This window comes from Pseudochelatococcus sp., from assembly GCF_050946405.1.
Lineage (GTDB): Bacteria > Pseudomonadota > Alphaproteobacteria > Rhizobiales > Beijerinckiaceae > Pseudochelatococcus.
Genome location: NZ_JBMNUS010000016.1, coordinates 1 through 22,309, shown reverse-complemented (window position 1 = coordinate 22,309; position 22,309 = coordinate 1). Strand labels below are relative to the sequence as shown.

Genomic DNA, 22,309 nt, shown 5'->3' with positions numbered 1-22,309 from the left:
TCTTTTTTGCGGAGAGCAGTATGGTTGCTACGCCGAAACTCGACCGGATCGATATCAACATACTCGCTCAGTTGCAGAACAACTGCAGGATCAGCAACGTCGAACTCGCGGAGGCGGTGGGCCTTTCTCCAAGCCCCTGCCTCTCGCGCGTCAAGCGGCTTGAGAAAGCCGGATTCATCATCAGTTTCAATGCGAAACTGAATCTCTCGAAGCTCGTGGAACACATTACAGTATTCACTGAGGTCACCCTGAACGGACACCGTCAGAACGACTTCGTCAAGTTCGAGGCCGAGATCCGGAAATATGATGCGCTTCAGGAATGTCACCTGGTCAGCGGCGGTTATGATTATCTCCTGAAATTCCTCGCACCGAATGTAGCCAAGTACCAGGAAATGATGGAGGGTATACTGGATCGAAATATAGGAATGGAGAAGTATTTTAGTTATATTGTTATAAAAACAATTATTCAGAGAGATAATATACCATTAAAATACTTAATTGATGAATGAATTTTACATATTACAGATTTTAAACGCACAGAAAACTGCTCGTGCGAGTTTCATCCATCAATTGAACCGATATCGCGGATCCGCAACCGGCGCGGCTGGCTTCCTGTCCGTTGGAAGTAAGATTGCGAAACCACGGAAAGAATAACCTGTCGCCTGGCAGAATCAGCCGCTGACCATTCTGCAATCGGCACGTTACGCCAGAGGGAGCGGCCCTTTCGGAATCCGAAAGCTGTCGGAATACCTATCATGGCCGGGCGTTTGATTGGTTTGCTCCGCATGCCGTGCGAAAGCCGGCCCCGCGAAGACCAATGATAATAGAACATCAAGGGGGATCACAATGACCACCAACGTATACGCTATCTGTGTCGCCGCGTGCCTAGCTCTATCGGCCGCCCCTGCGCATGCTGACAAGCTGGATGATATCATTTCGTCTGGCGTTCTTCGTTGCGCGGTTGTGCTTGATTTTCCGCCCATGGGCTCGCGTGATGCATCCAACAACCCGATCGGCTTCGATGTCGATTACTGCAACGATCTCGCGGCCGCTCTCGGCGTCAAGGCGGAGATTGTCGAGACGCCGTTTCCCGAGCGTATTCCGGCGCTGATGTCGGGCCGCGTCGACGTGGGCGTCGCCTCCACGTCCGACACGCTGGAGCGCGCCAAGACCGTGGGGATGACCATTCCCTATTTTGCCTTTGATAATTCCGTCACGGCCAACGACAAGTCGGGCATCAAGTCCTTCGAGGACCTGAAGGGCAAGACGGTGGGCGCCACGGCGGGCACCTATGAGGCGATCGCGCTGGAGGCGCAGGTGAAGGCGTGGGGCGCGGGCACCTTCCGGCCCTACCAGACGCAGGCCGACGTGTTCCTGGCGGTGAGCCAGGGCCATCTCGACGCGACCGTCTCGACCTCGACGGTTGCGCAGGCCAACGTGAAGTCCGGCAACTTCCCCGGCATGTCCGTCGTCGGCACGGCGCCGTTCGATATCGACTACGTTGCGCTCTTTACCCTGCGCGATGAATACGGCCTGCTCAACTACCTGAACCTGTTCGTGAACCAGCAGGTTCGCACCGGGCGCTACGCCGCGCTTTACGAAAAGTGGATCGGCGGTGACGTGCCGGATCTGACCGTCAACGGCGTTTACCGCTAACCCGCAATCCGTGGGCGGCGGGGGTGACATCCGCCGCCGCCTCACCTGATCGCACCGTGAGGCGGTAATGCTGAACTATTCATTTCGCTGGAATCAGGCGCTCAATGCCTTACCCCAGCTTCTGGACGGCGCTCTGGTAACCTTGCAGATCTCCGTCCTGTCGATGGCCATAGGCATTGCCTGCGCCATTGCATTGACAGTATTTCGCAGGTCGGGCAACCGTGTTCTGGTCGGTTTCGCGCTTGCGTGGGTGGAGATTGCCCGCAACACGCCCGCCTTGTTCCAGATCTATATGGCGCATTTCGGGCTGGGCAATTTCGGCATCCATCTGAGCCCTTATGCTGCGCTGCTCGCTGGCATTGCCTTCAACAACGCGGGCTATCTGGCGGAGAATTTCCGCGGCGCCCTCAAGGCCATTCCCGATACCCAGACGCGCGCCGGCCGGTCGCTCGGCATGACCGCGCTTCAGTCCTTCAGGCTGATTGTCCTGCCGCAGATGCTGCGCGTCGCTTTTCTGCCGATGACGAACCAGATGGTGTGGGCCATCCTGATGACCTCCCTTGGTGTCACCGTAGGCATGAACACCGATCTTGCCGGCGTCACCCAGGAACTGAACGCACGCTCTTTCCGTACCTTCGAGTTCTTCGCGCTGGCTGCCGTGATCTATTACGTCATCGCCAAGGCGGTTACCCTGTCGGCCCGGCTCGTGGCCTGGCGCCTGTTCCGCTATTGAGAGAGGTGAGTGATGTTTGAGACAGCTCTCACTTGGAATGACCTGCTCTTCCTCGCCCGTGGCGCATGGATGACGTTGCAGGTCACCGCCATTGCCGTGGCGGCCGGCACGCTGTTCGGTGTCGTATTCGGCATCATCCGGTTCGAACTCGGACCTTACTGGTCGATCCCGCTGGCGCTGGTGCTGGATGTGTTCCGGTCGGTGCCGCTCCTGATCCAGCTTGTCCTGGCCAACGCATTCCAGTCGATCGCCAGGCTCGGCTGGGGGCCGTTCGTCACCTCCTGCGTGGTGCTTTCGCTCTACACGGCCGCCTATTGTACGGAAATCGTGCGCGGCAGCATCGAGGCCGTGCCCCCGACCACGCGGCGCGCCGCGCGCTCGCTCGGCATGACCTGGTGGCAGGATACGCGCTACATCGCGGCGCCGCTTGCGGTCCGCGTCGCCTTGCCCTCATGGATCGGCCTGACGCTGGGCGTGATGAAGGACTCGACGCTCGTGCTCTGGCTCGGCCTGATCGAGCTGCTGCGCGCGTCGCAAATCCTCGTTACCCGGCTTCAGGAGCCGCTCTTCATCCTGATGATTTGCGGAGCCATCTACTTCATCATCAGCTTTCCGATCGCCCGGCTGGGCGGGTATCTCGAACGGCGGTGGTCCCCGAATGATTGAGATTGAAAATGTCCGCAAGTCCTTCGGTTCGCTGGAGGTTCTGAAGGGGATCGACCTGACCGTCAGCAAGGGCGAGGTCGTCACCATCATCGGCGGCTCGGGATCGGGCAAGTCGACGCTGCTGACCTGCATCAACGGGCTTGAGCCGATCAACAGCGGCCGCATCCTGATCGATGGCACGGAAGTACACGCCAAGGCCACCGATCTCAACAAGCTGCGCCGCAAGGTGGGCATCGTTTTCCAGCAATGGAACGCCTTCCCGCACCTGACCGTGCTGGAGAACGTCACGCTCGCTCCGCGTAAGGTGCTGGGGCTGTCGAATCGCGATGCCGAGGAGATCGCGGTGCGGCAGTTGACCCATGTCGGACTTGCCGAGAAGCTTTCGGTTTACCCAAGCAAGCTCTCTGGCGGTCAGCAGCAGCGCATGGCGATCGCCCGCGCGCTGGCGATGTCTCCCGCCTACATGCTGTTCGACGAGGTGACGTCGGCGCTCGATCCGCAGCTCGTGGGCGAGGTGCTCGATACGTTGAAAATGCTCGCCGAGGAAGGAATGACGATGATCTGCGTCACCCACGAGATGGCGTTCGCGCGCGACGTCTCCGACAGGGTGGCCTTCTTCCACAAAGGCGTCATGGCGGAAATCGGCAAGCCGGAACAGATTTTCGGCGCGCCGCAAAACCCGGAGACGAAAAAATTTCTGTCGAGCGTCCGCTGATGGCAACTTTCGATGTGATCGTCGTCGGTGCGGGCGTCGTGGGGCTTTCCACCGCGATCGCCGCGCAGGAACGCGGGCTGTCGGTCCGGGTTCTCGATCGCGAGGGGCCGGCGGCGGGCGCCTCGGCCGGCAATGCCGGGGCATTCGCCTTCACCGACATCCTGCCGCTTGCATCGCCCGGCATCCTGCGGCAAGCGCCGAAATGGCTGCTCGATCCGCTCGGGCCGCTGACGGTGCCGCCGGCCTATGCGCTGCGGATCGCGCCGTGGATGTTCCGTTTCTGGCGCGCCTGCTCGCCGGATCGGGTCGCCCATTCGACGGCGGCGCAGACGGCCCTGATGGACCTGTCGAAGGCGGAGCTGGAGCCCTTCCTCGCCAGAACCGGCACGCAGGCCATGCTTCGCAAGGCGGGGAACTTGCAGGTCTATGAGGGCGAGGCCGAACTGAATGCCTCCCTGCCCGGATGGAAGGCGCGCGAGGCGCACGGTATCGCATTCCGTCACCTGACGGCGGCGGAAATGGCGGACATCCAGCCGGGCCTGTCGCCGCGTTTCACGCACGGCACCTTCACGCCGGGCTGGTATTCCATCGCCGATCCGAAGCTCTATACGCTTGCGCTGGCGGAGTATTTCGTCGCCGCCGGCGGGGCCATCGATATCGCCGAAGCGTCCGGCCTGCGGCCCGTCGACGGCGGCGTCGAGGTGCTGACGGCAGACGGCGGCATCCGCCGCGCCGGGCGGGCCGTGCTGGCGGCGGGCGCCTTTTCTCACCGCCTCGCCCGCACGATCGGCGAGACGATCCCGCTGGAGACCGAGCGCGGCTACAACACGACCCTGCCGCCGGACGCCTTCGACCTGCGCACGCAGGTGACGTTCGGGGGGCACGGTTTCGTCGTCTCCCGCCTGTCGACGGGCATTCGCGTTGGCGGGGCCGTGGAACTGGGCGGGCTTGACCTGCCGCCCAACTTCCGCCGCTCCGAAGCCATGCTGACCAAGGCGGAGCGCTTCCTGCCGGGGCTGAAAACCACCGGCGGCGTGCAGTGGATGGGGTTCCGTCCGTCGCTGCCGGACAGCCTGCCCGTCATCGGCCGCGCCCGCACGACCGCACGCGTCATTCACGCTTTCGGTCACGGTCATCTCGGCCTTACCCAGTCCGCAGGAACGGCGCGGCTGGTCGCCGACCTGCTGACGGATCGCGACCCGGCCATCGATCTCGCGCCCTTTTCATCCCAGAGGTTCTGAACCATGGCCACGCATACCTTTTCCTGTATCGACGGACATACCTGCGGCAATCCCGTGCGCCTCGTCTCGGGCGGCGGTCCGCGCCTTGAGGGCGCGAACATGCTGGAAAAGCGCGCCCACTTCCTGCGCGAGTTCGACTGGATCCGCACCGGGCTGATGTTCGAGCCGCGCGGGCACGACATGATGTCCGGTTCGATCCTTTACCCGCCGACCCGGCCCGACTGCGACGTGGCGGTGCTGTTCATCGAAACATCGGGATGCCTGCCGATGTGCGGCCACGGCACCATCGGCACCATCACCATGGGCATCGAGAACGGCCTGATCACGCCGCGCGAGCCGGGCCGGCTGTCCATCGACACGCCCGCCGGCAAGGTCGATATCACCTACCGGCAGGAAGGCCGTTTCGTCGAGGAAGTGCGCCTCACCAACGTTGCCGGTTTTCTCTACGCTGAAGGTCTGACGGCTACCGTGGAGGGGCTGGGCGAGATCGTGGTCGACGTGGCCTATGGCGGCAATTTCTACGCCATCGTCGAGCAACAGAAGAATTTTCGCGACATCGCCGATCACACGGCGGGGGAACTCGTCGGTTGGTCGCCGAAGCTGCGGGAGGCGCTGAACGAGAAATACGAATTCGTGCATCCCGAACATCCCGAGATCCGCGGCCTGAGCCATATTCAGTGGACGGGAGCCGCCACGCAGCCGGAGGCGCATGCCCGCAACGCCGTGTTCTACGGTGAAAAGGCGATCGACCGCTCGCCCTGCGGCACCGGCACCTCGGCGCGGATGGCGCAGCTCGCCGCCAAGGGCAGGCTCAAGGTGGGCGACGCCTTCGTGCACGAGAGCATCATCGGCTCGCTCTTCAGGGGAAGAGTGGAGGCGGCGACATCCGTCGCCGGGCGCGATGCGATCGTTCCCTCCATCGCGGGCTGGGCGCGCATGACCGGATACAACACCATCTTCATCGACGATCGCGATCCCTTCGCCCGCGGTTTCGTCGTGAAGTGATCGCCGCAGGCGCGCCGGCCGGCTGCATGCGAAGGAGAAACCGGCAAGCGAGGGAGCGTTTCCACCCCGACCGGCGCCAATATCCAAAGCTGACGTTGACACACTAGATTTTATACAACACACTTGTCGACAATAAATATCCGAGCAATCGGAAGTGGGGAACAAGTTATGCAGCACGCTGAAAACGCGGCGCCGCAGCCGCTTGTCTTGTGGCGCGGCATGATCTGGTTATCTGAAAAACTGCTTTCCATGGAACGCGGGGCTGTCGCTCTGCTGATGTTTCTTCTGAGTGGCGCGATACTTCTCAACGTGGCGACACGTTATTCCGGTCATCCTATCTACTGGGTGGATGAACTGGCCGTCTATTGCATGGTCTGGCTCACCTTCATCGGCGCTTCCGTCATGACGCGGCTGAGGCTCGACTTCGCCGTCACCATGCTGACGGAGCGGTTGTCGCGACGGGCTGCCGCCGTTGCACGGGTCATCGCCACGACGCTCGTCGTCGTCTTCGGCGTTTCGGTCGCGGTCATGTGCTGGGTCTGGCTCGATCCCTTGGGAATCGCCGGGGCGGGTTTCAGCGCCAGAGACTATGCGGCCGGATCGTTCAACTTCGTCTATACGGAACGCACCCAGACCCTGAACTGGCCGACGTGGGTGATCTACATGATCCTGCCCGTCTTCGCCGTTTCGATCACGATTCACGGCCTTGCCAACCTGATGGAGGACACGGGCCGGGTTCCTGCGGTCAAACGCGATCTGACCATCAATGCGGAAGAGGCGGTGAACTGATGATTACCACCGGCGCTTTCGTGCTCGTGATGCTGGTCGGCGTGCCGATCGGGCTCTGCCTTTGCATCGCCGCCATCGTCTTCGTGCTGCTGTCGGGCAATTCGATTCTGTTCCAGAGTTATCCGTTGCAGATGTTCAACGCCGTCGACAGCTACGGGCTGATCGCGATCCCGCTTTTCATCCTGATCGGCGAGATCATGAACGTCGGCGGCATCACCAAGCGCATCGTCGACATGGCGATGTCGTTCATCGGTTCGCTCAGGGGCGGCCTTGCCTACGTCAATGCATTGGCCAATATGTTCGTGGCCTCCATTCTGGGATCGGCTACGGCGCAGGTGGCCATCATGTCCCAGATCATGGTTCCGGAGATGGAGCGCAAGGGATACGACAAGAACTTCGCCGCCGGCTTGACGGCCTATGGCGGCATGCTCGGCTCGATCATGCCGCCTTCGGTGATGTTCGTGGTCTACAGCGTGATGGCGCAACTGTCGGTCAGCGACATGCTGATGGCCGGCATCGTGCCGGGCCTCATCCTGACCGCGCTTTTCTGCGGCGTGATCGCCGTGCTCGGCCATATCCACAAATATCCCAAAAGCGAGCCGCAAACCCTGCGCCAGCGCGTGGCCACGGTCTTTGGCGCGCTGCCGACACTTTCGATCCCGATCGTCATCATCGGCTCGATCTTCAGCGGCCTTGCCAGCGCCACCGAGGCGGCGGCGGTCGGCGGCGTGATCGCCATCCTGATCGGGCGCTACTGGACGGGGCAGCTCTCCTATTCCCAGGTGCCCGGAATCATGATGCGCGCGGGACTCTATTCGGCCATCGTGCTCTTTCTGGTGGTGGCGGCGGGCGTGCTGTCATGGATCCTGATTTTCGGGCGCGTGCCGCAGGAAGTCGCGACATGGATCCAGACGGTAGCGGACAACCCCGTCACCTTCATGCTGCTGGTCAACGTCATCCTGCTCGTCATCGGGACGGTGATCGACGGCATTCCCGGCCTTATCATGACCGTGCCGATCCTGCTGCCGATCGCCACCGACGTCTACGGTATCGACCCGCACCATTTCGGCGTGGTGGTGGTCATCAATCTGGTTCTCGGGCTGCTGTCGCCGCCGGTCGGCCTCTGCTTCTTCGTCGCGGCGGCGGTCACAGGCGCCAATCCCGGCAAGATGTTCATGGTGACGATGCCGTTCTTCCTCATCACCTGTGTCCTGCTGGTGCTTCTGTCGATTTATCCAAGTCTGTCTCTGGTCTTCATCGACAAATAGAAATTCTAAATCAATCAACAAAGGGGAATAAAGCAATGACCAAATTTCACGGGACCGGGCTTTCCCGCCGCCAGCTTCTCGTGGCCGGTGCTGTACTGCCGATTGCCGCACCCACGATCGTCCGCGCGCAGTCCCGCGAGTTTCGTCTGGGCCTGATCACGCCTGTCGGGCATTCGTGGAACAACTCCGCGTTGAAGCTCGGCGAGGTTCTTGCCAGGGAGACGGACGGGCGCATCAAGATGACGGTGTTCCACTCCGGCCAGCTCGGCAACGAGTCCGTCATGATGCAGCAATTGCAGTCGGGCGCGCTCGACATGGGCATCATCCAGGCGGCGGAACTGGGATCGCGCTCGAACCATATCGCGGCGATCAACGCGCCCTATCTCGTGCGCTCCACCCAGGCGGTGGCGAAGTTCGTGCGCCATCCGCAGGTGCTGAAGCTGTTCGAGGTGCTGCCGGCCGAAACCGGCACGATCGGCCTCGGATGGGCGATCACCGGCATGCGCGCGGTCTTCTCCGCCAAGGGCATCGATTCCGTCGGCGGCCTCAACGGCATGAAGCTGCGCATCAACCCGACGCCGGTCTATCGCGATTTCTACCAGAGCCTCGGCGCCGCCCCCACGCCCATCCCGACCCCGCAGGTGTTCGACGCCATGTCGAACGGCCAGGTCGACGGGCTGGAGGCGGATATCGAGTTCTCGTGGAACCAGCGCTTCGACAAGGTTTCCAGGAGCATTTTGCGCATGAACGCGCTGTTCATGCCGGCCGCCGCCGTGGTTTCGGGACGCGTCTGGACCGCGCTGCCGGATAGCGACAAGCAGTTGATCACCCGCGCCGTTTCCAGCGTTCTCGACGAGCAGATCGACAGCCTGGCCGGCAACGAGCCCAACCTGATCGAAAAATTCCGCGAGACGGGCATCGCCATGCATGAGGTGCCGACGGCGGACACGGAGGCGAGCATCGCCGCCTTCGACAAGATCTGGCTGCCGAAGGCGCCGGTGATCGCCGAGCTGCGCAAGATCGGCGCGGAAGTGTGAAACAGCCCCGGCGCAACTGACGAGGTGAGATGTTGACGAAATCCGATATGCCCTGCGCGGCGGATGCTCCCGAAGCCGTCGGCATCCTCGCGGGGGCGGCGTGCGGGCCGGTGGTCGCGTCGCCCGAGGCGCTGAGCTTCTGGGGCGGCGTGGACCCTGCGACGGGGCGCGTCATCGACATTCATCACCCGCTGCACGGCACCTGCCTGACGGGCGGCATCCTGATGATGCCGACGAGCCGCGGCTCATGCACGGGCTCGGGCGTGCTCCTCGACCTGATCCTGAACGGACGCGCGCCGGCGGCGCTCGTCTTCCGCGAGGCGGAGGACGTGCTGACGCTGGGTGCGCTGATCGCGGCGGAAATGTTCGGCAGGCCGCTGCCGGTGCTGCGGCTCGCTCCCGCATCTTTCGCCGCGCTCTCCAGGGCGACGACGGCGCGCATCCGTCCCGACGCCATCGAGGCCGGCGGGCTGGTCATGCCGGTGTCGCGCCCGCAGGCGGCGGCGCTGGATCTGACGGACGCCGACCGGGCGATGCTGGAGGGGGCTCAGGGCGTCGCGGCGAGCCAGGCGATGCGGATCGTCTGCGCCATGGCGTCGCAGCAGGGCGCGCGCGGTCTCGTCGACGTGACGCAGGGCCATATCGACGGCTGCATCTATGCGAGCCCCGCCAATCTGACCTTTGCCGAAAAGATGGCGGACATGGGTGCGCGGGTGCGCGTGCCCACCACGATGAACGCGATTTCGGTCGATCGGGCCAACTGGCGCGCGCAGGGCCTGCCGCCGTCGTTCGGGGAGCCGGCGGCGCGGCTGGCGGACGCCTATGTCCGCATGGGATGCCGGCCGACGTTCACCTGCGCTCCCTATCTGCTCGACAGTGCGCCGCATGCCGGGGAGGCGATCGCATGGGCGGAATCGAACGCCGTCGTCTTCGCCAATTCCGTGCTCGGCGCGCGGACGGCCAAGCACCCGGATTTCCTCGACCTGTGCATCGCCCTGACCGGCCGCGCGCCGCTCGCGGGCGTTTATCTCGACGGCAACCGCCGGGCGCGGCGCGTCATCGACTTCGAAGCGCCGCCCGTGGTCGACGACGCGTTCTGGCCGCTCGCCGGCTATGTCGCGGGCAAGATGTCACCCGACCGCATTCCGCTCCTGCGCGGTCTCGCACCCGCCGGGCCGTCGCGCGACGATCTGAAGGCGTTATGCGCGGCCTTCGGCACCACCTCCGCCGCGCCGATGCTGCATGTGGAAGGCGTCACGCCCGAGGCCGGCAGGGCGATCGCGTCCTCCGCCGACCGGATCGCCGTGTCGCGCGCCGACATGGCGGCGGCGTGGGACATGCTGAACGGCGGTCCCGAGAAAGTCGAACTCGTCGCCATCGGCAGCCCGCACGCCTCGCTGGAGGAATGTCGGGCGCTGGCGGGAGCGCTCGGCGGCCGCCGCCGGCATCGCGACGTTGCCGTGATCGTCACGGCGGGACATGCCGTCATCGCCGCCGCCCGGCGGGAAGGCACGCTCTCCCGGCTCGAAGACAGCGGCGTGCAGGTCCTGCCGGATCTGTGCTGGTGTTCGATAGCCGAACCGGTCTTTCCCGTGCGCACCCGCGCGGTAATGACCAATTCCGGCAAGTACGCCCATTACGGCCCCGGCCTTTCCGGGCGGTCGGTGCGCCTCGGGAGCCTCTCCGACTGCGTTGCCGCGGCGCTGACGGGATGCGCGCCCGCGCGCCGGCCGGCATGGCTTTTGTGAACAATCCATCCTCGTGAGGATCTCATGCGCAGCTCGAAAACCATCCATGTCATTTCCGCCCATGCCGAAGGCGAGGTCGGCGACGTCATCGTCGGCGGCGTCGCCCCGCCTCCAGGCGATACGCTGTGGGAACAGAGCCGATGGCTCGCGAAGGACAACGCGCTGCGCAATTTCGTTCTCAACGAACCGCGCGGCGGCGTTTTCCGGCACGTCAATCTTCTGGTGCCGCCCAGGCACCCGGAGGCGGACGCGGGCTTCATCATCATGGAGCCGGAATACAATCCGCCGATGTCCGGCTCGAACTCGATCTGCGTCGCCACCGTCCTGCTCGATTCGGGAATCGTGCCGATGCAGGAGCCGGAAACCCGGCTCACGCTCGAAGCGCCGGGCGGGCTGGTGAAGGTGCGGGCGGAGTGCCGCCACGGCAAGGCGGAGCGCATCTTCGTCCGGAACCTGCCGAGCTTTGCCGCCCAGCTCGACGCGCGACTGGAAGTGGAGGGGCTGGGGACGCTGACTGTCGACACCGCCTATGGCGGCGACAGCTTCGTCATCGTGGACGCCGCCGCCATGGGTCTGCGCCTCGCTGCCGACGAAGCCCACGACATCGCCCGCCTCGGCGTGCGCATCACGAAAGCGGCGAACAGCGCGCTGCGCTTCGAGCATCCCGAAAATCCCGACTGGAATCATTTCTCGTTCTGCCTCTTCGCCGGTCCCGTGGAGCGCGACGGACACGACCTGCGGGCGGGATCGGCAGTGACCGTCCAGCCCGGCAAGATCGACCGCTCCCCCACCGGCACGGCCCTGTCCGCCCGCATGGCGGTGCTGCACGCGCGCGGCGAGATGGGCCTTGCCGACCGGCTGACCACCGTTTCCGTGATAGGCTCGACATTCGTCGGCCGCATCGTCGGCACGGCAACCGTCGGCGGCCACGACGCGATCCTGCCCGAAATATCCGGCCGCGCCTGGATTACGGGTATCCATCAGCATTTGCTGGACCCGTCCGATCCCTGGCCGGAGGGCTATCGCGTCGCGGATACCTGGGGCGTGCGGTAGGAGAGGTCCGTGTTATGATCGGATCGGACCATCCGGTCGACAAGCATTCGCTCGCGGAAAGGAAGCGACGGCAGGCCGCCTTGCTCGATAACCGTGACATGCTCCGCCCGGGCGGAAAGCAGGAGGAGGTCTTTCAGCTCGTTATGTGTTAGTATATTTCAAAAGGTACATGAGTTTCGCTCAATGAAAACTCATAACAGAGGGAAAAAGCAATGGTACGTAAAACGATTTTCGCGGCGGTAGCCGCGGGGGCGATGCTGGTTGCCGGCGCCGCGTCCGCCAAGACGCTGATCTATTGTTCGGAAGGTTCGCCGGAAGGCTTCGATCCCGCCCCCTACACCTCCGGCACGACGAACGACGCTTCATCGAAGACGATCTACAATCGCCTCGTGGAGTTCGAAAAGGGAGAAACGACGCTCGTGCCGGCGCTTGCCGAGAAGTGGGAGGTTTCCGACGACGGCCTTGAATACACGTTCCACCTGCGCAAGGGCGTGCGGTTCCACAAGACGCCCTTCTTCACGCCGACCCGCGAATTCAACGCCGACGACGTGCTCTTTTCCTTCAATCGCCAGCGCGACAAGAACAGTTCGTGGTATCAATACACGGCGGGCATCGCCTGGGACTATTTCGACAGCATGGACATGCCCAAGCTCATCAAGGATATCGTCAAGGTCGACGATCATACGGTGAAGTTCGTGCTGACGCGCCCCGAGGCGCCGTTCGTCGCCAATCTGGCGATGGACTATGCCTCTATCCTGTCGAAGGAATATGCCGACAAGCTCGAGGCCGACGACAAGAAGGCGAATATCAACCTTGCGCCGATCGGGACCGGGCCCTTCGCTTTCGTCGCCTATCAGAAGGACGCCGTCATCCGCTATGCCGCCCACCCGGATTACTGGGGCGGCAAGCAGCCCATCGATACGCTCATCTTCGCCATCACCAACGATCCGGCCGTGCGTGTGCAGAAGCTGAAGGCCGGTGAGTGCCACGCGGCGCCCTATCCGCCGCCGGCCGATCTCGCGGGGCTTCAGGCCGATCCCAAGCTGAAGGTCGATGAGCAGGCGGGCCTGAACATCGCCTATCTCGCCTACAACACTCGTATAGCGCCGTTCGACAAGCCCGAGGTGCGCCGCGCGCTCAACCAGGCCATCAACAAGCAGGCGATCATCGACGCCGTGTTCCAGGGCTCCGGGCAGGTGGCGAAGAACCCGATCCCGCCGACGATGTGGGGCTATAACGACAGCGTCGTGGACGACGGTTACGACCCCGAAGCCGCGAAGAAGGCGCTTGAGGCGGCCGGTGTCAAGGGTCTCGGGATGAAGGTCTGGGCAATGCCGGTCAGCCGGCCGTACATGCCGAACGCGCGCCGCACCGCCGAACTGATACAGGCCGATTTCGCCAAGGTGGGCGTCGAGGTCGAAATCGTCTCGATGGAATGGGGCGAATACCTGAAGAAGGCGGCGGAGGTGGACCGCGACGGCGCCGTCATCCTCGGCTGGACGGGCGACAACGGCGATCCCGACAACTTCATGGGCGTGCTGCTGGGCTGCGCGGGCGTCGGCAGCAACAACCGGGCGCAGTGGTGCCACGAGCCCTTCGACGACATCGTGCGGAAGGCGAGGACCCTGTCCGATCAGGCCGAACGCACCAAACTCTACGAGGAGGCGCAGGCGATCTTCAAGGATCAGGCGCCGTGGGCGACCCTGGCGCATTCCACGGTCTTCCAGCCGCTGTCCAAAAACGTCACCGGCTACAAGATGGATCCGCTCGGCTCGCACCGCTTCGACGGTGTGGATCTCGCCGACTGACCCCTCGCTGACCGACGCTTTGCCGCCCGGCGGAGTTCGCTGTCGGGCGGGATGTGCATTGGCCGCACCGGCGTTCCGCATCTTCGGACGGCCCTTGTCGCCGGGGAGCCCGCGCGGATGCCCGGGATGCCGGAGAGGACGCGGATAACGGTTCGCGCCTGCCTCACTGAGGTGTTTTCATGCTTCGTTTCATCTTCGGACGGCTGCTCTACCTGGTGCCCACGCTCATCGGCATCACGATCGTCGCCTTCGGCTTCGTGCGCGTGCTGCCGGGCGATCCGGTGCTGCTGATGGCGGGGGAACGGGGCGTCAGCCCCGAGCGTCACGCCCAACTGATGGCGCAATTCGGCTTCGACCGGCCGCTGTGGGAGCAGTATCTGGAATATGTCGGCAATCTGCTGCAAGGCGATCTCGGCCAGTCCATCATCACGAAAGTTCCCGTGGCGCAGGAGTTTCTGGCGCTGTTTCCGGCGACCGTCGAACTGAGCCTGTGCGCGATGGTCGTCGCCGTCGTCATCGGCATTCCGGCGGGCGTGATCGCGGCCGTCAAGCGCGGCTCGTGGTTCGACCAGACGTCGATGGGGCTGGCGCTCGTCGGCTATTCCATGCCGATTTTCTGGTGGGGCCTGCTGCTGATCATCGTCTTTTCCGGCATCCTGCAATGGACGCCGGTATCCGGCCGCATCTCGCTTCTCTATTTCTTCGAGCCGGTGACAGGCTTCATGCTGATCGACAGCCTGCTGTCGGGAGAGAAGGGGGCGTTCGCCTCCGCCGTCCGGCATCTCACCCTGCCCACCGTCGTGCTGGCGACGATCCCGCTTGCGGTCATCGCCCGCCAGACCCGCTCGGCGATGCTGGAGGTGCTCGGCGAGGATTACGTGCGCACGGCCCGGGCCAAGGGCCTGCCGCCGCTGCGCGTGGTCGGCATCCATGCGTTGCGCAACGGCCTCATCCCGGTCGTCACGACCATCGGTTTGCAGGTGGGGGTGCTGCTCGCCGGCGCGATCCTGACGGAGACGATCTTCTCCTGGCCGGGGATCGGCAAGTGGCTGATCGATTCCATCTTCCGCCGCGACTATCCGGCGGTGCAGGGCGGGCTGCTGCTTGTCGCGCTGGTGGTCATGACGGTCAATCTCACGGTCGATCTGCTCTACGGCCTCATCAACCCCCGCATCCGCCATCGCTGAGGTCGACATGAACGACACATCCTCCCTCGACAAGGGCGCCGCTCCCGCCGCAGATGGCGCGCCGGCGCAGCGGGCGCTGGCCGTCTTCTGGTTCCACTTCAGTGAGAACCGCGGCGCCGTGATCGGCCTTGCGGTCTGTGCCGGCGTGGTGCTGATGGCGCTGCTGGCGCCGTTCCTGGCCCCTTATGAACCGAGCGCGCAGTTCCGCGACGCCCTGCTCGTGCCGCCCGCCTGGCAGGAGGGCGGCAGCGTGCGCTTTCTTCTCGGCACGGATGCGGTCGGGCGCGACATCCTCTCGCGCCTGATCTACGGATCGCAGTTCTCGCTGTTCGTCGGCGTGGTGGTGGTGAGCATCGCGCTCGTCGTGGGCGTGACGACCGGCATGATCGCCGGCTATTTCGGCGGTTTCATCGATGCCACGATCATGCGGATCATGGACGTCATCCTGTCGTTTCCCTCGCTGGTGCTGGCGATCGTGCTCGTCGCCGTGCTGGGGCCGGGCCTGACGAACGCCATGATCGCCATCGCGCTGATTCTCCAGCCGCATTTCGCGCGCCTCACCCGCGCGGCGGTGATGGCGGAGAAGAACCGCGAATACGTCACCGCGGCCCGGCTCGCGGGGGCGGGCAGATTGCGGCTGATGTTCGTCACCATCCTGCCGAACTGCCTGGCGCCGCTCATCGTGCAGGCAACGCTGTCCTTCTCCAACGCCATTCTCGATGCGGCGGCGCTCGGCTTTCTCGGCATGGGCGCGCAGCCGCCGACGCCGGAATGGGGCACGATGCTCGCTGAGGCGCGCGAGTTCATCCTGCGGGCCTGGTGGGTCGTCACCTTTCCCGGCCTCGCCATCCTGATCACGGTGCTCGCCATCAACCTGGTCGGCGACGGGTTGCGCGATGCGCTCGATCCCAAACTGAAGAGGAGCTGATCGTGGCTCTGCTCGAAATCAGGAATCTCACGGTCTCGTTCGATACGTCGACGGGGCCGTTCCGGGCGGTCGACGGCATCGACCTGCATGTCGACAGCGGCGAGGTGCTCGCCATCGTCGGCGAATCCGGCTCCGGCAAGTCGGTCGGCATGCTGGCGGTGATGGGGCTGCTGCCGCCGACCGCGACCGTGACGGCGGACCGCATGACCTTCGACGGCATCGATCTGCAAACGATCGGGCCGAAACGGCGCCGCGGCATCATCGGCCGCGACATCGCCATGATCTTTCAGGAGCCGATCGCGAGCCTCAATCCGTGCTTCACCGTCGGCTTTCAGATCGAGGAAGTGCTGAAGTATCACGGGGGCCTGCGCGGCCGCGCGCTCCGGGCGCGGGCGGCGGAACTGCTGGAGGCCGTCGGTCTCAACGAGGCGCACAAGCGGCTCTCCGCCTTTCCGCACCAGCTTTCGGGCGGGCAATGCCAGCGCATCATGATCGCGATGGCCATCGCCTGCAATCCGAAGCTGCTCATTGCCGACGAGCCCACCACCGCGCTCGACGTCACCATCCAGAAGCAGATTCTCGACCTCCTGATGCGCCTGCAAGCCGAGCACGGCATGGGGCTCATCATGATCACCCACGACATGGGCGTCGTCGCGGAAACCGCGGACCGCGTGATCGTTCAGTACAAGGGCCGCAAGATGGAGGAATCGGACGTCCTGTCGCTGTTCGAAGCGCCGAAGCACGCCTACACCCGCGCGCTGCTGTCGGCGTTGCCCGAGAATGCGATCGGCGACCGGCTGCCCACGGTCGGCAGCTTCCTGCGGGATTCGGCGGGAGGCGCGCCATGACCGTCGCCGTGACGACCTATGCCCTTGAAACGCGCGGCATCTGCCGCGATTACGCCCTCAACAGCGGTCTGTTCGCGGCGCAACGGGTTCTGCGTGCGGTCAAGGATGTCAGCTTCCGGCTGGAAAAAGGCAAGACGCTCGCGATCGTCGGCGAGAGCGGTTGCGGCAAATCCACGCTGGCGCGCATCCTGTCGCTGATCGATGCGCCGACTTCCGGCGAACTCCATATCGACGGCGCGCGCATCGATATCGCGGCGGAAGGTCTGACCCGCGAGATGCGGCGCAAGGTGCAGATCGTGTTCCAGAACCCTTACGGATCGCTCAATCCGCGCCAGCGGATCGGCGATGCGCTGATGGAGCCGCTGCTGCTCAACACCGCCCTTTCCGGGAGCGAAAGGCGCGAGCGCGCCATGAACATGCTGCGCAAGGTCGGGCTGGGGCCGGAGCACTTCAACCGCTATCCGCATATGTTCTCGGGCGGCCAGCGTCAGCGCGTCGCCATCGCCCGCGCCCTGATGCTGAGCCCCGGCCTGCTGGTGCTCGACGAGCCGGTGTCGGCGCTGGATCTCTCGGTTCAGGCGCAGGTGCTGAACCTGCTCGCCGATCTTCAGGACGAGTTCGGCCTTACCTACGTCTTCATCAGCCACGATCTTTCCGTCGTGCGCTACATCGCCGACGAGGTGATGGTGATGTATTACGGCGAGGTGGTGGAGGCCGGCACGCGCGACGCGGTGTTCGGCAACCCGCGGCACGATTATACGAAAAAGCTGTTCGCCGCGACGCCGCGCGCGGATGTCGATTCGATCCGGGAGCGCGTCGAGCGCCGGCGCAAGGCGCGGGCCGCGCAGCCGGCCTGAACGGCTCGCAGGTCCGCCCCCGGTCGCGAGATCGGGGCGCCGGACGATATCATGCGCCGAAGGGCTCCGTCGGGCTCTTCGCCGGCTCGGTGAACCAGCGCGGCCCCTCATCGGTCATGTAAACGTGGTCTTCCAGCCGGATGCCGAAGGCGTCGGGGACCACGATCATCGGCTCGACGGAAAAGCACATCCCGGCTTCCAGCAAGGTGGCGTTGCCGCGCACGATGTAGGGCGGCTCGTGGATTTCGAGGCCGAGGCCATGGCCGGCGCGATGGGGCAGGCCGGGAAGCCGGTAGTCCGGCCCGAGGCCCGCCGCCTCGATGATGCGCCGCGCGGCGTCGTCGAGCGCTCCGGCGGGTGCGCCGATCCGCGCCGCCTCGAACACGGCCTGTTGCGCCGCGCGCTCGGCGGCCCAGATCCGCGCCACCTCCGGCGACGGCTCGTCAAGCGTGTAGGTGCGGGTGATGTCGGAGTGATACCCGTCGAGCCGGCAGCCGGTATCGACCAGGATGACGTCGCCAGCCGCAAGCGTCTGCTCGCCGTCGGCGCCGTGTGGCAGGGCGGTCGCCCGGCCGAAGGAGACGATGCAGAACGACGAGCCCCCGGACGCGCCGAGTTCGCGGTGCTGCGCGTCGATGAAGCGCGTCACCTCCGATGCCCGGATGCCCGGCCGCATGATGGCATGCGTGCGTCGGTGCACTTCAAGCGTCAGCGCCATGGCGTCGCGGATGATGGCGATCTCGGCCGGGGACTTGCGCAGACGCAGGCCCCGCAGCAGGGGCGCGGCATCCGTGACGCGCTCCGCCCCGAGCGCCGCGGCGAGGGAATAGAAGGCGAAGAGCGGCAATGTGTCGTCGAGCCCCACCCGGCCGGCCGGTCCTGCGAGATGGGCGACGAGAGCGGCCGCATCCTCGTGCTCCTCCCAGACTGCGATGTCTCCGTCGACATGCGGCAGGCTCTCCACGCGCGAGCGCTCGAAGCCGGGCACGATGTAGACGAGACGGTCCGGCAGCACGAGCGCGCCGATGAGCCGCTCGCTCGGATGCCAGACGAGCCCGGTGAAGTAGCGCAGGCTTTCCGATGCGCCCAGCAGGACGGCGTCGATCCTTGCCGCCGACATCATTGCCCGCAGCCGTTCGAGGCGCCCGGCGTACTCTGCTGGCGCAATCGGCGGCACGGCGTGGGGGCGGGACGCTGTCATCGAGGTCGTCATTGTTCTCGTCCGTTCGGGCGTCGGTTGGAAATAAGTCGGAGGCTTTCCGCGTTTCGTTGAAACGCAGAAGATCGCCAGGCTTTGCCGCATCATACATGAGAAACGTCTTCCGCCGCTATCGTCGCGGAGGCGACGCGGGCGAAAAACCTCCGGTTTCGAAAGCCGTTTTGCGATTTTGGAGCGGCATGCATTCAAGTGGAATCGTCACGTCGCGCCATCGGCCAGGGCGGTTTCGATCGCCCGCCCGGCGGTTGCGGCGCCATACCGCTGTTGAACCTCACGCACGCTCTCCGGCGAAGCCGGCGGCCGTTTCCATGCCCGCGTCCGACTCTATGAGCTGGTCGGGACTGGGCCGGAGCACGGGCATATGCGATACATGGGGCGCGCCATGGTCGCGCAGGAAGGCGTTGGCCGCGAGGGCGGCCGAAACCGCTGCCTCGGCCGGCGCCGACCGGATTTTCAGGGAGACGACCACGGCGTCCACTTCAGCGAAATCGGCGGCGGAAGGAATGCCGATTGTCTGCACCGTGCGCAATCCGTTCTTGCGCCAGGTATTGGCGAGGTCGGAAGCGCCGGTGTAGTCGTCGGCGATGGCGGCGATGCGGATTGTCATTCCGGGCGCCCCCGGTAGCGCGCGAGCCATCCGAGCCCGTCGCGCGTATGGCCGGCAGGATGATACTCGCAGCCGACGAAGCCTTCATAGCCGCGTTTTTCCAGCTCGCTCAGGAAATAGCCGTAGTCGATCTCGCCCCTGTCGGGCTCGTGCCTTTCCGGCACTCCGGCGATCTGAACATGTCCTATCATCGGAAGAAGCCGCCGGAAGCTTTCGGTGACATCGCCGTGCAGGATCTGGTGGTGAAACACGTCGAACTGAAGCTTGATGTTATCGGCCGCAAGATCGCGGATGAGACCTTCCGCATAGCCGAAGTCGTTGAGGAAATAGCCGGGCATGCTGCGTCCGTTGATCGGCTCGAGCAGCAGGGTCAGTCCCCTTGCGGCCAGCCTTTCGGCCGCGAAAGCGGCGGCTTTCCGGTATTGCGAGGCGGCCTCCGGGTCTTGCCGGTCCGCAATGCCGGCCATCATGTGCAGGCTTTTGACGCCGGTCGCCTCGGCATAATCGAGCGCTGTTTCAACGCTATCCCTGAACTCTTCGAAACGCCCCGGCAGGGCGGCAATTCCCCGCTCGCCGGCAGACCAGTTTCCAGGCGGCAGGTTGAAGATCGCCTGCGACAATCCGAATTGCGCAAGCCTCGCCTGAATGGAGGCGGCGGGAAAATCATAGGGGAAGAGGAATTCGACAGCGTCGAACCCCGCTTCGGCGGCCGCTTCAAAACGATCGAGAAACGGCCATTCCGTAAACATCATCGTGAGGTTGGCTGCAAAGCGGAACATTACTTGTCTCCCGGCAAACTGGCGCCCGAAAGGGTCGCGTAGATGCGCGCGACGGATGAGTCGTCATTCTGCCCCATGCCCGCCCCGGATGTCGCCAGATACATTTGCAAGGCAGCGGCGGCGAGCGGGACGGGGAAGCGCTCGGTGCGCGCCATGTCTTGCAGGATGCCGGGGGCCGATTGGAAAAGCTGGCCAAGAACGCCGTAAGGTTTGCGGATCTCGACAACCAGGCCGAAAGCGTAAGCAATGACCTTGAATTTCAGCACGCCATCATCGATGCAACCGGTCTGCAACGCACTATTCGTTACTTTTCGGAGCTGACGGGTGACGTGCGGCGCTTCAACAACTTGCTGGGCGTCGCTTATACGGACCGCAAGGCCGACGCTCAAAACTATGTCATGAAGCTTTATCAGGCCATCAAAGATCGAAATCTTGCCGAAGCCCATGCGATCTGGCAGGCGAAGTTTTCAAAGGCAGTGCAGCGTTATCTTTCGCTTATCGAAAGTGGGCGGTCCGATGGCGCGAGCAAGACAAACTGACGTTTCGGAACGCCGATCCAAAGATTATGGTGAAGTCGGATGGGCGGGGAAACCATCAAGGCATGCCCGATGCGAGCGAACGCCGGATTCAGCATTCATCGGAATTTGCCCGGCGCCGGCATGTCTCCTTCACGGCGTGCGATCTTCGCGTGCGCAGTCGGCGCAGATATCGACAAAGGCCTGCACCGCCGGAGCCCGGGGGCCGGATCGGCTCCACAATACGCCGACCTGCCTTCTCTCGCCGGCCGGCAGGAGTTTCTTGGCCAGCCGCAGTCCTGCCGGCCAGGGCGGCGCCCAGTCCGGCAAAATCGCCACTCCGAGCCCGCGGCTGACCAGCGCCGCGATGGCTTCCAGCGCATCAAGCTCCAGCCATTCGCGCACTTTCAGCGCGTGCTGGCGCAGATAACGGTCGACGATCTGCCCACCCCATTGGTTGCGGTCGTAGCGGATGAAGGGATGTTGCGCGATCACCGCATGGGGATCGTCGAGCGCCATCCCTTCGGGAGCGATCAACAGCAGGGGCTCGTCCCGCAGCACCAGCCAGCCGGCCGATTTCGGCACCGGAAACTGCGGCTGCACGATGACGGCGGCGTCCAGTTCCCCGGCTAGAACCCCGTGATACAGCTCGACGGAGGAACTCGGCCGGACGAAATATTCGATCTTGGGAAAGCGCGCGTTCAGGCGGGCGATGATTTCCGGCAAAAGCCCGGTGAGCGAGGTTGCCGTGGCCCCCAACCGCAATTGTCCTGCCGGTTCGTCGTTGGCGGCGATCGCCCTCAGATCGCGCGCTCCTTCGATCAAACCGCGCGCGTGGGCGAGGACCGCAAGTCCCGAGGCTGTGGGGCGCACGGTTCGCCCCACGCGCGTTACCAGGGCTTGCCCCAGATCCTGTTCCAGGCTGCGCAGCCGCTGCGCCAGTGCGGCCGGCGTCAGGTTCAGCCGTCGTGCGGCCTCGGCGATTGAGCCGCAGTCGGCGACGGTCACGAAGCTTTCGAGGAAACGAATGTCCATAAGACACATTTTCTATCTTGTAAAACTACAAAGGGCGAGTTTTTTCTGTTTCCATTCTGCGGCTAGGATGGCGCCGTATCAATCTGCCTTGCCCAAATCCGGCCCTCCGCCATGGCGGTTTTCGGGAAATGAATTTTCCGGGAGATGAATGATGCCGACGACGAGAGAAACATTAGCGGAAGCGTTTCCGTCTCCATGGGATGTTCCGGCCGAGCACCGTTTGCCTTCGCCGGTCGATCGGCGCGTGATCCTGATCGACCGGCGTTCTGGAGCCCCGGGGAGGGGCCGGTGCGGGAGGTGCGGTCGGCGATCTGCTCCCGCGATACGCCGACAAGGTGCGGGAAATGGCGGCCTATGTCGCGGATGCGGCGGCGAAGGGCGCGCGCGCGGTCAACGCGGGCATACTCCGGCGAGCGAGAAACTTCTCGACGCCATCGTGCAGGGCCACCAGTCGAACTTCATCTCCACCCGCTTCATCTTCTGAACCGGTCCAGCAGGGGTCGCCCGCATCATGCACCGTCAACGCCGCGCCAAGATCGTCGCCACCGTGGGGCCGGCCAGCGCCTCGCCGGAGATGCTGAGGGAGCTGTTCCTCGCCGGCGTCGACACGTTCCG

21 protein-coding genes and 2 pseudogenes are annotated in these 22,309 nt (G+C 64.3%); 18 read left to right on the top strand and 5 right to left on the bottom strand.

The window, feature by feature from the left end; all coding sequences use genetic code 11:
• Nucleotides 1–20 precede the first annotated feature (20 nt).
• The 17 genes from ACOYJQ_RS17790 (at nt 21) to ACOYJQ_RS17710 (ending at nt 17,539) form a co-directional block, all read left to right on the top strand.
• Nucleotides 21–509 carry a winged helix-turn-helix transcriptional regulator gene (locus ACOYJQ_RS17790; RefSeq protein ID WP_433460365.1) on the top strand — a complete coding sequence of 163 codons (489 nt, stop codon included), beginning with the start codon at nt 21–23 and terminating at the stop codon, nt 507–509.
• 337 nt (nt 510–846) lie between these two features.
• On the top strand, nt 847–1,656 hold the full coding sequence (locus ACOYJQ_RS17785; RefSeq protein ID WP_433460364.1) for a transporter substrate-binding domain-containing protein: 810 nt from the start codon (nt 847–849) through the stop codon (nt 1,654–1,656).
• A gap of 67 nt (nt 1,657–1,723) precedes the next feature.
• Complete coding sequence (locus ACOYJQ_RS17780) at nt 1,724–2,389, top strand: amino acid ABC transporter permease (RefSeq protein ID WP_433460363.1); 666 nt, start codon at nt 1,724–1,726, stop codon at nt 2,387–2,389.
• 12 nt (nt 2,390–2,401) lie between these two features.
• Nucleotides 2,402–3,055, top strand: coding sequence for an amino acid ABC transporter permease (locus ACOYJQ_RS17775; RefSeq protein WP_433460361.1), 654 nt, complete (start codon nt 2,402–2,404; stop codon nt 3,053–3,055).
• Nucleotides 3,048–3,770, top strand: a complete 723-nt coding sequence (locus ACOYJQ_RS17770; RefSeq protein WP_433460360.1) for an amino acid ABC transporter ATP-binding protein — start codon at nt 3,048–3,050, stop codon at nt 3,768–3,770. Before ACOYJQ_RS17775 ends, ACOYJQ_RS17770 begins: the two co-directional genes overlap by 8 nt.
• Nucleotides 3,770–5,011, top strand: a complete 1,242-nt coding sequence (locus ACOYJQ_RS17765) for an NAD(P)/FAD-dependent oxidoreductase (protein ID WP_433460359.1) — start codon at nt 3,770–3,772, stop codon at nt 5,009–5,011. Before ACOYJQ_RS17770 ends, ACOYJQ_RS17765 begins: the two co-directional genes overlap by 1 nt.
• A 3-nt stretch (nt 5,012–5,014) precedes the next feature.
• Nucleotides 5,015–6,016 carry a 4-hydroxyproline epimerase gene (locus ACOYJQ_RS17760; protein WP_433460358.1) on the top strand — a complete coding sequence of 334 codons (1,002 nt, stop codon included), beginning with the start codon at nt 5,015–5,017 and terminating at the stop codon, nt 6,014–6,016.
• A gap of 168 nt (nt 6,017–6,184) precedes the next feature.
• Nucleotides 6,185–6,805 carry a TRAP transporter small permease gene (locus tag ACOYJQ_RS17755; RefSeq protein WP_433460357.1) on the top strand — a complete coding sequence of 207 codons (621 nt, stop codon included), beginning with the start codon at nt 6,185–6,187 and terminating at the stop codon, nt 6,803–6,805.
• Nucleotides 6,805–8,073 carry a TRAP transporter large permease gene (locus ACOYJQ_RS17750; RefSeq protein ID WP_433460356.1) on the top strand — a complete coding sequence of 423 codons (1,269 nt, stop codon included), beginning with the start codon at nt 6,805–6,807 and terminating at the stop codon, nt 8,071–8,073. Before ACOYJQ_RS17755 ends, ACOYJQ_RS17750 begins: the two co-directional genes overlap by 1 nt.
• A 35-nt stretch (nt 8,074–8,108) precedes the next feature.
• A complete protein-coding gene (locus ACOYJQ_RS17745; RefSeq protein WP_433460355.1) occupies nt 8,109–9,110 on the top strand; it encodes a TRAP transporter substrate-binding protein in 1,002 nt (333 codons plus the stop codon).
• A gap of 29 nt (nt 9,111–9,139) precedes the next feature.
• The gene (gene lhpI / locus ACOYJQ_RS17740) at nt 9,140–10,858 is read left to right on the top strand and encodes a cis-3-hydroxy-L-proline dehydratase (RefSeq protein WP_433460354.1); all 1,719 of its coding nucleotides are present in this window, start codon (nt 9,140–9,142) and stop codon (nt 10,856–10,858) included.
• Between the two features lie 24 nt (nt 10,859–10,882).
• Entirely contained in the window at nt 10,883–11,911 is a 1,029-nt protein-coding gene (locus ACOYJQ_RS17735; protein ID WP_433460353.1) for a trans-3-hydroxy-L-proline dehydratase, read from the top strand.
• 212 nt (nt 11,912–12,123) lie between these two features.
• A complete protein-coding gene (locus ACOYJQ_RS17730) occupies nt 12,124–13,719 on the top strand; it encodes an ABC transporter substrate-binding protein (protein WP_433460352.1) in 1,596 nt (531 codons plus the stop codon).
• A gap of 179 nt (nt 13,720–13,898) precedes the next feature.
• Complete coding sequence (locus ACOYJQ_RS17725; protein ID WP_433460351.1) at nt 13,899–14,906, top strand: ABC transporter permease subunit; 1,008 nt, start codon at nt 13,899–13,901, stop codon at nt 14,904–14,906.
• 7 nt (nt 14,907–14,913) lie between these two features.
• Entirely contained in the window at nt 14,914–15,834 is a 921-nt protein-coding gene (locus ACOYJQ_RS17720) for an ABC transporter permease subunit (RefSeq protein ID WP_433460350.1), read from the top strand.
• 2 nt (nt 15,835–15,836) lie between these two features.
• The gene (locus tag ACOYJQ_RS17715; RefSeq protein ID WP_433460349.1) at nt 15,837–16,682 is read left to right on the top strand and encodes an ABC transporter ATP-binding protein; all 846 of its coding nucleotides are present in this window, start codon (nt 15,837–15,839) and stop codon (nt 16,680–16,682) included.
• A complete protein-coding gene (locus ACOYJQ_RS17710; protein ID WP_433460348.1) occupies nt 16,679–17,539 on the top strand; it encodes a dipeptide ABC transporter ATP-binding protein in 861 nt (286 codons plus the stop codon). The genes ACOYJQ_RS17715 and ACOYJQ_RS17710 overlap by 4 nt, the downstream gene beginning before the upstream one ends.
• Nucleotides 17,540–17,588: 49 nt before the next feature.
• Here the strand turns inward: ACOYJQ_RS17710 and ACOYJQ_RS17705 are convergent, their stop codons facing one another.
• From ACOYJQ_RS17705 to ACOYJQ_RS17690, 4 genes and pseudogenes are all read right to left on the bottom strand, one after another.
• Nucleotides 17,589–18,740: a M24 family metallopeptidase gene (locus ACOYJQ_RS17705; protein ID WP_433460347.1), complete on the bottom strand. Its 1,152-nt coding sequence runs from the start codon at nt 18,738–18,740 to the stop codon at nt 17,589–17,591.
• Between the two features lie 385 nt (nt 18,741–19,125).
• Nucleotides 19,126–19,365 (bottom strand): annotated as a pseudogene (locus ACOYJQ_RS17700) (four-carbon acid sugar kinase family protein); the annotation flags it as partial.
• Complete coding sequence (gene otnI / locus ACOYJQ_RS17695; protein WP_433460346.1) at nt 19,362–20,144, bottom strand: 2-oxo-tetronate isomerase; 783 nt, start codon at nt 20,142–20,144, stop codon at nt 19,362–19,364. The gene otnI and the pseudogene ACOYJQ_RS17700, both read right to left, overlap by 4 nt.
• Nucleotides 20,144–20,314: pseudogene (locus tag ACOYJQ_RS17690) on the bottom strand (NAD(P)-dependent oxidoreductase); the annotation flags it as partial. The pseudogene ACOYJQ_RS17690 and the gene otnI, both read right to left, overlap by 1 nt.
• Nucleotides 20,315–20,323: 9 nt before the next feature.
• On the opposite strand from ACOYJQ_RS17690, the gene ACOYJQ_RS17685 reads away from it, so the two are divergent.
• On the top strand, nt 20,324–20,683 hold the full coding sequence (locus tag ACOYJQ_RS17685) for an FCD domain-containing protein (RefSeq protein WP_433460345.1): 360 nt from the start codon (nt 20,324–20,326) through the stop codon (nt 20,681–20,683).
• Nucleotides 20,684–20,812: 129 nt separating this feature from the next.
• Here ACOYJQ_RS17685 and ACOYJQ_RS17680 read toward each other — a convergent pair whose 3' ends face one another.
• Nucleotides 20,813–21,694 carry a LysR family transcriptional regulator gene (locus ACOYJQ_RS17680; protein WP_433460344.1) on the bottom strand — a complete coding sequence of 294 codons (882 nt, stop codon included), beginning with the start codon at nt 21,692–21,694 and terminating at the stop codon, nt 20,813–20,815.
• Nucleotides 21,695–22,309 lie beyond the last annotated feature (615 nt).